The 12058-nt window shown below is 47.4% G+C and carries 9 protein-coding genes and 1 tRNA gene; 4 read left to right on the top strand and 6 right to left on the bottom strand.

The genetic code is table 11. The features are described 5' to 3' along the window. Positions 1 to 250: 250 nt before the first annotated feature. Positions 251 to 1174, bottom strand: coding sequence for a viperin family antiviral radical SAM protein (locus G5179_RS04340; protein ID WP_236303480.1), 924 nt, complete (start codon positions 1172 to 1174; stop codon positions 251 to 253). 186 nt (positions 1175 to 1360) lie between these two features. Here G5179_RS04340 and G5179_RS04335 point away from each other — a divergent pair, with 186 nt between their 5' ends. Beyond that, positions 1361 to 4090 carry an ankyrin repeat domain-containing protein gene (locus G5179_RS04335; protein WP_421257940.1) on the top strand — a complete coding sequence of 910 codons (2730 nt, stop codon included), beginning with the start codon at positions 1361 to 1363 and terminating at the stop codon, positions 4088 to 4090. A gap of 210 nt (positions 4091 to 4300) precedes the next feature. Here the strand turns inward: G5179_RS04335 and G5179_RS04330 are convergent, their stop codons facing one another. Beyond that, positions 4301 to 5545, bottom strand: a complete 1245-nt coding sequence (locus G5179_RS04330) for a hypothetical protein (protein WP_421257939.1) — start codon at positions 5543 to 5545, stop codon at positions 4301 to 4303. 380 nt (positions 5546 to 5925) lie between these two features. On the opposite strand from G5179_RS04330, the gene G5179_RS04325 reads away from it, so the two are divergent. Continuing rightward, complete coding sequence (locus G5179_RS04325) at positions 5926 to 6843, top strand: WYL domain-containing protein (protein WP_193001789.1); 918 nt, start codon at positions 5926 to 5928, stop codon at positions 6841 to 6843. A 69-nt stretch (positions 6844 to 6912) separates the two neighbouring features. On the opposite strand, the gene G5179_RS04320 is transcribed toward G5179_RS04325, so the two are convergent. The 3 genes from G5179_RS04320 to G5179_RS04310 all read right to left on the bottom strand — a co-directional run bounded on the left by G5179_RS04320 (position 6913) and on the right by G5179_RS04310 (position 8874). Further along, positions 6913 to 7563: a hypothetical protein gene (locus G5179_RS04320; protein ID WP_408843023.1), complete on the bottom strand. Its 651-nt coding sequence runs from the start codon at positions 7561 to 7563 to the stop codon at positions 6913 to 6915. A gap of 10 nt (positions 7564 to 7573) precedes the next feature. Continuing rightward, positions 7574 to 8254, bottom strand: coding sequence for an inovirus Gp2 family protein (locus tag G5179_RS04315; RefSeq protein ID WP_421257938.1), 681 nt, complete (start codon positions 8252 to 8254; stop codon positions 7574 to 7576). Between the two features lie 431 nt (positions 8255 to 8685). Further along, positions 8686 to 8874, bottom strand: coding sequence for a helix-turn-helix transcriptional regulator (locus tag G5179_RS04310; protein WP_421257937.1), 189 nt, complete (start codon positions 8872 to 8874; stop codon positions 8686 to 8688). A 290-nt stretch (positions 8875 to 9164) separates the two neighbouring features. Between G5179_RS04310 and G5179_RS04305 the strand changes: the two genes are divergently transcribed. Next, positions 9165 to 10124, top strand: a complete 960-nt coding sequence (locus tag G5179_RS04305; RefSeq protein ID WP_421257936.1) for a hypothetical protein — start codon at positions 9165 to 9167, stop codon at positions 10122 to 10124. Positions 10125 to 10269: 145 nt separating this feature from the next. On the opposite strand, the gene G5179_RS04300 is transcribed toward G5179_RS04305, so the two are convergent. After that, positions 10270 to 11538 (bottom strand): tyrosine-type recombinase/integrase, encoded by a 1269-nt coding sequence (locus G5179_RS04300; protein WP_421257935.1) that lies wholly within the window; start codon positions 11536 to 11538, stop codon positions 10270 to 10272. Positions 11539 to 11981: 443 nt separating this feature from the next. Between G5179_RS04300 and G5179_RS04295 the strand changes: the two genes are divergently transcribed. Further along, positions 11982 to 12058 (top strand) — tRNA-Met (locus G5179_RS04295).

Genomic DNA, 12058 nt, shown 5'->3' with positions numbered 1-12058 from the left:
CAGCTCAAACATCATACGGCCGCAGGATATACCTATAAAACACGCATGTTCGCTACAGATAAAATACCCTTACGCAAATCTCGCCGTAGATTATACAAGCAACGGCTGTCGCTGGGTGACCTGCTCACTGTCAAAGTCAGCAGCCCATCAGGGCTGGTCAGCCGCCCATGTTTACCACCATTTTGAAAGACCCACCTCTGACGAATCAGTTGGCGGACCAACTGATCGATATCTTTATTTGTACAGTACTTCATACGCCTACATCCGTATTGGTCTGGATATAGCGTGCGCAAAATCGCTTATGGTCAAAGCTCATTTCGCTAAAGGCCATCCCTGCCCCAACCTCGAGGATTGGCCGACTGTAGGTATAACCCTGACCAGCAGCAGGCAACAGAGGGGTGTTCTGAAAAAAGCGCCCGTATGGATCAACCATCAGATATGACTCATGCATGTCTAGGTTGTCCTCGATACAAAGGATTTGAGAGAAAGCATTATGACGAGAGACAAACGCGGCAAACTGTTCGTCATTAACAGCAAGGTGCTGACTCACCACCGGCAACATGCGTAGGACTTTCCACTTATCAGGTGCAAACCTCACGATCAGAGCACCGAGATCTTCGTGGTGATTAAGCTGGTTAACTACGGTATTAAGCTTGATACGCAGATCTGGGTTTAGCTGGCGAGCCATATCCAGACTGGCGACCAGCTCATTCAAATCAAGTTGTCGACCAAGACGATCAACTCGTCCAATTGCGTGATTGTTTGCGGCGGATGCTGAATCAATGCTGATACCGAGCCAAGTCAGTTCTGGTGCGAGGCTGTTTAGCAGCCCAGCGTTGAGATAACTACCGTTAGTTATTAACGAGACCTCGAAGCCGAGGTCTCGTGCTTGGGTGACGATGGATGGAAGTTTGCCTGCATGCAACAATGGCTCCCCACCCGCCAGATTGAGCCGAATTGAACGCCATTCTAATTGGCCAGCTAATGGGTTTGCACTGTTCTCCGGTCGAAAGAAATGGTACAGCTCGGCCAGGAACCTAGCTGTTCGTTGCGGATCTCGGATCAACTCTCGCTGGCAAGTTGTTTTATACCAAGTCGCATAACAGTAATGGCAACGATAGTTACAGGCTTCCGTTAAGTGCCAATTGATAACGATTTGAACGGGTAGTGACATGATAAGGCTCTCTTTGGTCAAGAATACGCAAAGGGTGCCTATGGATTGGCTTAGACGATATGAAACACCTTGTATCCCCCCAGTTTTACTGCATGTGAGGGGGGGGTACAGGGCATTTCAGTGATCCGATGGATAAACATTGCCAGAATGGTCGAGACATCAGACAACCTCAGGATGAGACACAACATGAGCACCTTGCCACTACCCGAAGCTATCTTGCTGGAAATTCATCAAAGCCTTGGCTGCCAAAGCTATCCGACAACCAAGAAAACCAAGTTTGCAACTGGTCAGATAAGTCTTAAAGCTCACAAAAATATGGGCGAAGAAGTCTTTGACGATATCTTCAGGGCACTAGGGATCGACCCGCTTGCACAATCAGATGCACTCGACAACTTCATGGAATTTGTGCATGCCTATAAGTTTCTCGAGCTCAATACTTGGACATTCGCCGCAGATCAACGCCAGGTTCTCTGGGCGTTGTTGACACATTTTTATATGCCGATTCTGGCCCGCCGGATGGGTTTTTGGAACCTTGAACCAGTGCTAGACAGAGGTATGCCGGGTGGGCGTTTTTGGTATCTTCCTGAGCCCTGCGAGGTACATGGCAAACCAAGTCTATATATGCCGGTTGCCCAAGTGGTCGATTGGCTGTTGGACCTGCTGGGTATGCCTCTGGAGGCGTTCGCAGAGCAACATAGTGAATTGATCGAGGATGGCAATGATGGCCTACGCCGATCCTTATATAACTGGCGTAGTGGAACCACAATTCGTCCAGAAAGCATCGAGAAGTACTTCTCCGACGAGACAAAACTACGTTTTGATGGCGCGATATCACTCCACAATGATGACAGCCCTTCTGCACAATTTAGTAAAGCTATTATTTTTTTGGAAAAAAAGGGGCTGACTGCCGACAAGCTACGATGGGAAATCCCCATGACTCAACCTGGTCGCATAGAGTCAATTCTGGACGGGCAGGCTGATGAAGACGAGCAAGCCACCTTCGTGAAATGCATCGCTGAGCGTTATGCTGCACCTTTACCAAAAATTATCCGTCAACGCTTGTTACTTGCTCGGACTGTACAGGATGGTTATGTACGGCTACTCAAATACCTATTTCCCAATGTTGACAAGTTGTGTGCTGATCCCCAGCAAAATAAATTGCTTCAACTATTCGCCATCTATAAGGCTATCTACAACCTAACTATCGATGCATACCGATATTGCGGGGAGCAGGGTGAAGCAGCTGAAAATGCATGGTTCGAAGCACATCTGCCTGAATGGGACAAACAAGGCATATTCCTTTCGCTCCTTCCTTCTCGTCGTGAAACTGCAAACCTAGAGCTCGCTCAGTTCTTGACTCGTCATTTCTACCATTTGCAACCTGGGGCGATGCTTGAAGATCACTTTGCGCTCGACGCAGCATCCGCTGAACCCATCATTCGAAAAAAGTTGGAACTCCTCAAGGCTCATGCTGATGAGACACAAGCTATCGATCGGTTGATTGACCGGATGAGAACCTCATCACCTTGGCGCGCCTTGCAGAGCGAGCAGAGATATTGGGTCGTCAGTCAGGTCGCGCAACATCCATCCCTAACTCCACGAGCCAAAGAGGCCGCTGTCCAGCGTTTGCAAGAGATAGCAGCAACACCAGCCGAAACCGTCCAAACAATTCTGTTCGGGCTGGACGGCTACCTGAATGGTGATCGCAAACACAGGCCAAAAGACACAATAACCAAGGTACAAGTCCTACTCGATGAAGCTGAAGCCAACTCAGGGTATGAGTTATGGAAAGCCCCAATTTTGCAATACAAAGCCAAGCACCTGCTTGCCAGTAATGATTTTGAGGGGGCAACCAGACTGTTCAGAGAGGCGCTGGACGCTGCTTTGGAACGAAATTATGGCCCAGTGCGTGGTGAGATCGCGAGGGATGGTCTGGCCTTAGAAGTTGCCGAGCAGAAACTAATCACCAATAACCACGAAAAATACTATCGGGAGATGCTGGCCGGCGGAATGATGGCCGAGTGCGATACGATTCCATCTATCGAGGATATTGCACGCTGGGCATCAGATTACTTTTGGGATGACCTATACAAACCCTATCCAGGTATTGAGGCCGAAATCCGTAGCATACAAAGTACGATGGATAAGTTACTTAACGGCCTGCTGCCATTGTTCCAAGCTGGTGATGAAGAAGGATTGCAAAAATGGATCAAAGCTAATCGTTCATTGTTGAAATCTAGCCTGCCTGATGTCGATGGAAATTCCGTATTGATGGCTCTGCTCAAGATGCATTCTTCTTTTATGCAGATAATGCCTCCAATGAAGTTAATTGTTCCACTCGAGCTGCAAAGTGAAACGCGTCGGTTCGAAGCCATGTTGGCGCATTGGCGCTCGTTTATCGGCCAACTGGCGCAAGAGAGCCCTAAACAACTAAATATCCCCGATTTTAAAGGGCAAACCCCCTTGATGCTGATAGCTGAGAAAGGAGATACCGAGTTAGTAACCATCATGCTCAAAGCTGGCGCGGATCCAGAAATACAAAGCAGTAGCGGAATGACTGCTCTACATTCGGCGATCAAGTCTGGGGTAGATCGTTGTGTGGATGTACTCCTCGATCATCCGTGCAACCTAGACAATCTCACTGATGATGGGCAATCACCATTGCATACAGCTGGTTGGACGGCCAATTTACATGCAGTCAGGCGCTTGCTGCAGCGAGCCCCCAAGCTTGCTTGGCAGCGTAACTCTCAGGGAATGACTCCTCTAGAACGGGTTGAATACTTGATCGAAAACCCAGAGGCGTTAAGCCTGTTGGCTAACGAACAAGCTCGAAATGGGCAGCGTTGTGCCACCAAGCAAGAGTTGATCGCAACTGCAGACTTGCTTGCACAAGCAACTCCAATGTTACAGAAATAGATTGCAACTCCAACTACACCCAAAGAGATGCTGATAACAGCATCTCTTTTTTATTACCTTTGCGGTATGAATTCTTGGAGATACTAATTCGATATTATCGATGCACACCGAAGAGACTCAATGAGTTCTGATCATGTCAAGAATTTCGACACAGTCATATTACCCCCTAAGCGGGAAAAACGTCTGAATCTATTCGGTCAAATCCAAAGGTTATTTACATTTCTCACACCACCAGCCATTCGGGCCATTGCCTCTATCCCCCCCGCAGTGAGGACAAGAACCAGGCTTGATAGAGGAGTACCATTGGCGTTGTGTGTCGCTCATGGGTGGCTGACTGGCAACGAGGCGGTTCTGTCTCTGGGCTGCGCTGTTTGCATTTGCGCCACCTCGCATACTGGCATAGGAATACCGTGTAGACGCTTCTTTCTTTTCTGCTCTTGCTATTCGTTTCGCACGAGATCTGATGCAAATTTCGCGATAGCAGTAGCCGTCAGCATCAAGACGTTGGTGCTGTAGTTGGCAATTACGACACGCAGTCGGCGTAGATCGTGGATACTGCCCCCCATTGCTGGTCTTGTCGCTGTCTTGCGCAGCCCGTGCGGCATAGTCCCGCGCTCTCTGGGCGGCGCGCTCCTGTTCAGCCAATCTCATCTGAGCCGTAATCGCCGCTTGGTGCTCGCGTTGCATCCTTTGCTTTGCCTCATACTGACGCCGCGCTTCCTCCAGTTGCTCTTGTTTTAGTTGCTGCTGTCTGGCTTTCTCCTCTGCTTCTTGCCGTCGCTGTTCGGCAAGCTGCTCCAGATCGAGCAGGGCCGTCTCCTCGCGTGGGTGATAGAGCCAATGTAGACAGTTGGGATTTTCGCTGAGAATCGTCAGCATCAAAGTCGTCGTGTCCATCCCTGCCGGGCGAGACTTATCGAACATCCGGTCGCCAAATTGGTTATAACGAACAGCCAAAACGCCTGTTTTAGGGTGTTTGGCAATGAATCGCCCCAGCCACAGCGGGTACAATCCTACAGGCTCGTGCGCGGCAGGAAAGTGTAAGGCAAGGTGGAAGTCTGGTCGTGACATCAACTGAAATAGCCCTGCCGGAACACCATGGGTCTCTACTTGCGGAACAAATTGAACGCCAATGTCAGCATGGGCCTTAGCAACCAGTTCCTTGACCCCATCAAACGAGGTGTAATGGGCAGGGGTATTGAGCTTCACTACACTTTCCAGCTTAGAGAGCAGCATCAACCGAACACTGGTTTCAAAGGCGTAGAAGCATTTTTCCTTGCTGTCACGGTAATGCGCGAAGCAGTGGCGGTTTTGCTCACCTTTTCTGGCAACGAGCAATCCTTTACAACTGGGACAATGACAACCGGCTGCAAGTCCTCTTTCAACATCATCGACCGAGACAATTGCACCGGTCTCGGTCTTAATTGCGAAGGGTATTTTATTCTGAAAGTCCATCAATCGGTCACCTGAATAAGCTCAACCTTCATTTCTGGTAAGCCGCAGAATAGAGTGGCAACGTCCTCTGCCTTATCCCTTTACCTGCACCCTTTGAATCTCCACCACGTTCATCTGCTTGGTACCCTTGCACTAAATAAATACACCTAATCGTACTACACCATCCCGAAAGCCTTGAGGTATAGGGCCTGGCGGCAAAGCCTAGCATGACCTTGTGATTGTGAGAGCAACCGAAGTTGAGCTGCACTTCGGCAATATGCTGGTAGAACGTGGTACAGACAGCACCATCTTTTTCATCACACTGTGATTAATTCAGTATATGTCGCCTGTATACTCATGCCGATACTGGTTACATACACATGTCGCATTTTGGAGCACATATGACCCCCAGAGAGCTCACTTGGGATCAGACGCTGCGCTTTCGCCTGCTAGAGATCGTGTTGCAATGGGAAGGACGGCTGACCACCAATCACCTAATGACAGCCTTCAATATCGGCCGCCAGCAAGCATCACGGGATATCAATCACTACCTGACCCACTACTCACCAGAAGGGTTGATCTATGACCGAAGCCTGAAGGGATACAAGCCCACCGAGCAATTCGTACCGCGATTTAGCGAAGGAAAAGTAGATGAGTACCTGATGCTGTTACATCGTGAAAAACAGCACCAACGCCAACATGAAGCGGGGCTGTTGACCCTGCCGCTGATGGATTTGCGCTACGGCCATATCGAGATCTTGGATGTACCCAACCGCCATATCGACCCCAAGATTGTGCGGGGTCTGGTACAAGCGGCTCGCGGTCAGTTGCGGGTCGATGTCGATTACGTATCCCTCAGCTCAGAGGAGCAGAGCGGCCGCAATATCGTGCCCCATACCCTGGTCTATGATGGGATCCGCTGGCACGTTCGCGCTTACTGCGAGAAGAAAGGGGTATATCTGGATTTTGTGATGAGCCGGTTTCGTGGGGAACCTGAGCTACTTGATACCTCTCCTCACGGCCGAGATCAGGATCTTGAGTGGAACACTCAAGTCACTGCGGTGGTCATACCCAATCCAACCCTCAGCGCAGGACAACAGGCCATCATTGCCAGTGACTATGCCATGCCTGATGGCAAGCTGCTGCTCAACCAGCGCATCCCTTTGATGCATTACGCGCTGGAGCGCATGCAAGTGAGCTATAACGGCGATCATGAACAGCATCCGCTGCTCTACCCGCTGGTGCTGGCAAACCGGGACGAGTTGGTAGCCAAGGGCTGCATCTTCAAGCTACGAAGCCCGGATTTGCGCGAGAGTTAAGGGCTTTATGAGGTCAAAATAAGAACATGAATAAAGGAGGGAGCCAAGGCTCCCTCCTGCAACAAGGACTTAAAAATAACCCGCCTCCTGCTTTTTGATGTGACGACCGCAGAAATACTCCGCCTGTGCAGCGTTATCACCGTATAGCCGGTGGCCACTCATTAGCCATTCAAATACGGTTAAGGCAATGTCCTCTTGGTCTATACAGTGGTACGCTACACGCCCCAAGCCTGGCTCCATAGGAAGCCGCTCTACTTCTTTGCAGAAACGAAAGCGCCGCAAGATGCACTCACGCCAGTATTCTGCCACTCGATAGGCAAACCACTCAGGCCTTGTCGCTTGCTTACAGTTACTGAATAAGAAGACCATGCGCACCAACGTCATGTCGTGAGAGCGACTCACACGGCAGACAACACACTCCAAGTCTTTAAATAAAACTTGAGTTTTGGAGTCACACACCAACCAAGTGGACATCCACTCTGTCGCAGTGCAAACATCATTAAAATGCCGGGCACCGAAATAGATTTCCAAACTAAACGCATAACGCGCCGATACTGGGTCAGTCGCTCCCCACCATAATTTCCTTAGAAGATCCTTCGTTACGACCGGCTTTAGATCATAATGCGCTGAATAGCTACACACAGTAGGAGTATGCATATACTGCTCAAACTCTGGTTGTGCGTTTTCGCCTACTACTTCACTCTTGTTAATTTCCGTCATGTTACTCTCCTTACTTTCCAAAAGGTTGACTACTACCAAAATTACGCTGACCGGGAACCTTTGTTCTGGTCTTCGCTAAATACGCAGCTCGCAATAAAAACTCGCGATATACAGGGGAATGTACCGTCGCAGCACGACGGTCAAATACGTACGCAGGGTTCTTCGGAAAATGCACTAAAGATGCATAGTCTGGATGGGCAAGCCCAAGGGCACTACACCAAGCACGCTGTATTCTAAGGGACATGTTGTCGGTAGCTGCGTTACGGTAGGCCCCCAAGTGCGCATAGATGTCTTTATTAAAGAGCAGCACCACGTGGTAATGCTGGCTCGCACTCGAGTCCTGTTCACGCACCCAGATATATGCAGGAAAGTCTGTCGGTCCTCGCCTGTCTTTACGGTAGTGGTCCGCTACCAATTGGCTTTTAAGTGCACCAAAGAAACGTGTAATTACCGCTGAGTCCTGACGAGGAAAGCACAGTGGTATATCAGGCTCCTCCGGCCAATTAGCTTGTGGTAAACGCAAGTCCACACGCACGGCAAACACACGGGGATATATATCCAAGCAGTTTGCAATGACCTGTGACAACTTGGTTAAGTAATAGGATGAAACACTCCCATAACGCTGCTCAGCTGCAACAAGCAGGTTATGGAGTTCCCTTGGGCTAAGCTGGTAGCCCAACGATGAATTCATTTCGCCTCCTTTTCGGCAGGCATGGTTAGCCCCATGCCGATTTAATGCATGTAGATTTTGTGGATGGGTCAGGAGTGGCCGTGCAAGTCCACTCATCCATTAAGTGGATGATGTAATTTATTACAGTTGGACGTCAGTACAGAGGGTATGTAGCCCTAGCGGACATACCCATTGAGTCAGGCCTGAGCAATGCTGCGTAGACTATACAGCCACTTAGTGTGGCTGATATTCCCGTGTTGGGCTGCTGGTATAGAAGAACGTGTTGGTAGGTACGTAACAAAGAGTGTTCTATTGATGGGTATACTGATGTTGATAGGTATATTACATATACCGAATAGGTAGAGGTTAAAAACTCTCGGCATCCTCAGCCCTTTTAACTTAAGTACTACCTAAATACCTTCATTCATAGAAGACAACATACTCTTGATTTATTACATCGACACGAAGCTACTCAAGGACCTTTGTTCAATCCAGGCGACTACATCACTTAACCGCCACGCCACAGCTCTTGCCCCCAAAGAAATTTGAGGAGGGAATGCACCTTGCTTTATCAAGCGATAAATTGTTGCTTTGGATAACGTGGTCATTTCGGTAACGTCTTTCAGTTTAATGAGTTTCATGGCTTGGTCTCCCGCTATTGGTTCATAGCTGGAGCTGCGCCGTAATAGTTTACGTATGGAGCGGGGTTGCATCTCATATGGCCTGCTCACTGCCTTAGCTGCTCACCACATCTAACGCAATCTACTTATACCAAGCCTATAGAGGGCTATGCTCTCGATAATGGCTGGAGTTAAGAGAGATTGTCACTACCTAAAAAACCCGTGAAAACCATCACAAAAACCAACATTAAAGTACACATTGAACACTACGTTGTAGTATTCATATTGTTTTTATACTTTGAGGTAATGGCATGGCTGTAAATGGTATAAGGCGCAATATCATCCCCAGAGATGATTTATTCATAGATTATCTTTGGTATAGGACTTGTCAGATTAATGGTTATTCTGACTACACAACCCCAAGTAATAATGACCTAGAAGAGAAACTGCGACAGGCTGTTATAACACCTACAGCTGAACAATTCATGCGTGAGTCTGACAGGCGAAACAACGAGATTTTTGGGCTCGAGAGATGGGTAGATACCTTAAAGATTGAGTTTTACGACAGATGCCTTATGCAAGATGACTTCCGTTGGCTAGAGGATAATCCTAGATTACGTTGCTATATATGGAGGTTAATTAGTCATCTAAGCTGGACTAATGAGGAATTTTTCATGGGGTTCGATAATATCCCCCACCACTATATAGAACTAATAATGCCAAAAACCGATACTAGCTTGAAACATGCAGTGAAAATGGAACATATAGACAACCACTCTGTGACAAAGCAAGACATCATTCACTTCATCAACAGACTCATCAACAACAAATACGAAAAAATAGCGTTTATTAAGTATATAAGAAGCACCTCTAATGAGGCATTAAAACATAAAGAGATGACAAGATGGCTTGCCAATGATAAAAAACTAAAAACGGAGTGGCTTAGTGAATATCTAACGTCGAATCAATCTGGTTATACCCAGTTAACAATGCCAGATTCTGATAGCAGACTGAACGATCTAATATCATTCTTCGACGTGCTTTACACACTCAATGAGGACAAATACAAGTGGGTGATTATTAATGTTAAAAAGGCATGGAATCAGAGAACGTATAGGGAGAGGAACAAAACAAAAAAACAATACAGCATTAATATGAGTAATGATATAGGCGATATTCTTGATAAGCTCAGCTTGGCTAGAAATGAAAATAAAAATGCAATCATTGAAGCGCTGATCAGAACTGAGTATGAGAAGATAACGAGATCTTGACTTTCTATAACAATAAAGCAAGGAAATACTAAGTGATTGCCTTGCTTTATTTAAGCATAGTTCCGATGCTGGCAACTCACTTTTATAAAATTAATCGTGAGCTATAATAATTTCAGCTATGATTGATATAATTTAACATTGATATCTATTTTCTGAAGTTTATAGTAACAACATTGTCTGGGATTGTATTTTCTGTTCTAGTGAGCTTTTCAATATACTCACCCCATTGTTCAAAAAGCCGAGCTACCTGTTCCGCACGTTTACCAGCTTGATAAGTAGCAACGAGACGATCTCGCTTACAGTGATTCAGCGCAAGTTCAATCACACTTTCATTTGCATCCAAATACTCTGCACAACAGCTGGCAAAGCTACGCCGTAAATCATGGACGGTGAATGGCTCACTTTGTGCCATAGCAATAGACCTAACCTTATTTATCACCCAACGAAGTGCATTGCCATCAATATGACCCTGTCCAGCTTCATGTTCTCTTATTGCCTCAAAAACCCAAGGACTGCCACTGCTAATAGCTCGTTGATGAGCCAGGATCTTTAGAGACATTTTATGAAGCGTAACTGTATGTTCCTTACCATTCTTGGTGTTACTGGCAGGAATGATCCATTTGTTGCCAATAATTTGCTCCCAAGTCATACCCGTAGCTTCTCCACGACGAACACCAGTTAACAAAATCAAACGTAAACAATTTGACTGAGCTGGATGAAAACCGCCTTCTGATAGCCCTTGCCAAAAAGAAGCGACTTCTTCATGACATAGCCAACGTTGGCGTGGTGGGGAAGTATCTGCACCAATAGTCGATGGCTTGATGGTTCTAGCAGGATTCAACTCTATCAGATCTAGGTTTACTGCATGGTCGAGCATCTGAGCACAGATAGTCAGTGCCTTTCGCGCAGCCTGTATGCTGCGCCCTCGAACCTTAGATAAGTGAGCAAACAACACTGCTCGCGTCACATCTTTTAGTAACAGACTACCAATGGCTTTGCTTATATATAGTCGGTGTGTGTGACGATAGGCTTCAACGGTAGATGCTCGGGCAGGCCTGGCAACTTGCTTCCACTCCAACCACTCTTCAAAAAACGCATCAAATGTCGGCATAGCCGATCGCTTCACTCTGGATGCTTTGGCAACAGCAGCAGGATCTTCTCCTGCCTTAACCAAAGCAACAGCCTTACCATGCTCAACTCGCGCAGTCGCCAAGCTCATTGCTGGGTAAGAGCCTAATGTGAATTTTCGGGCCTTATTATTGATACGATAACGGTAAAGCCATGTTTTAGAGCGCCCACCACTGCGAACCTCGATACACAACCCACCACCAGCACCACTAGCAACAGCAACCACCTGCCGTTGGCCATCCTCCGCCTTCAAATTGGCGATTTCCCGATCTGTCTTAAGCGCCACCCTAGCCCCCTCTGTTCAAGCTGTGTACACAATAGCATTTTGAGTACGCAACTGCGTACACAAAATACTTGGCTACCAGTGATTCCACCTGAAACGTCGTGAGACCAAAAACCATTTAATTTATTGATAATAAAGAGATTGAATTAAAATGTGAGACTTCACGACACCCATAGAGACTCACTCAAGACCAACTTCCTGTTCAACGTCTAATCCCATGACAGGCCAGCATTTGCTGGCCTGTTTTTTATCTGCCATTGCCCGGGCAATCATGGCAATGTCTTAAAAAAAGCAGATTGTTGGGCTTTTGCGCAACAGAGACCAATAACTGGTCAAACGCACTCAAATTGCGTTTTTCTGGCAAAAAAAGGGTTGACGCCCCAGAGCCAGATACGCATAATTCGGCCCGCACGGTGACGAGGTAACGACTCACCGGAAGCAAGGTTGGCTATGTAGCTCAGTTGGTTAGAGCATCGCACTCATAATGCGGGGGTCACAGGTTCGAATCCCGTCATAGCCACCA

Origin of the sequence: Aeromonas sp. 600886 (assembly GCF_049174935.1) — a bacterium.
Classification (GTDB): Bacteria; Pseudomonadota; Gammaproteobacteria; order Enterobacterales; family Aeromonadaceae; genus Aeromonas; species Aeromonas veronii_A.
Note: the sequence above shows the minus strand (reverse complement) of the source record. Positions and strands in the feature narration are given on the sequence as shown.

Excerpts from the sequence above, each read along its gene's own strand:
- G5179_RS04330 (WP_421257939.1), bottom strand. The coding sequence starts at position 5,545 with ATGGACTTTCAGAATAAAATACCCTTCGCAATTAAGACCGAGACCGGT.
- G5179_RS04315 (WP_421257938.1), bottom strand. The coding sequence starts at position 8,254 with ATGAATTCATCGTTGGGCTACCAGCTTAGCCCAAGGGAACTCCATAAC.
- G5179_RS04305 (WP_421257936.1), top strand. The coding sequence starts at position 9,165 with ATGGCTGTAAATGGTATAAGGCGCAATATCATCCCCAGAGATGATTTA.
- G5179_RS04335 (WP_421257940.1), top strand. The coding sequence starts at position 1,361 with ATGAGCACCTTGCCACTACCCGAAGCTATCTTGCTGGAAATTCATCAA.
- G5179_RS04320 (WP_408843023.1), bottom strand. The coding sequence starts at position 7,563 with ATGACGGAAATTAACAAGAGTGAAGTAGTAGGCGAAAACGCACAACCA.
- G5179_RS04310 (WP_421257937.1), bottom strand. The coding sequence starts at position 8,874 with ATGAAACTCATTAAACTGAAAGACGTTACCGAAATGACCACGTTATCC.
- G5179_RS04340 (WP_236303480.1), bottom strand. The coding sequence starts at position 1,174 with ATGTCACTACCCGTTCAAATCGTTATCAATTGGCACTTAACGGAAGCC.
- G5179_RS04325 (WP_193001789.1), top strand. The coding sequence starts at position 5,926 with ATGACCCCCAGAGAGCTCACTTGGGATCAGACGCTGCGCTTTCGCCTG.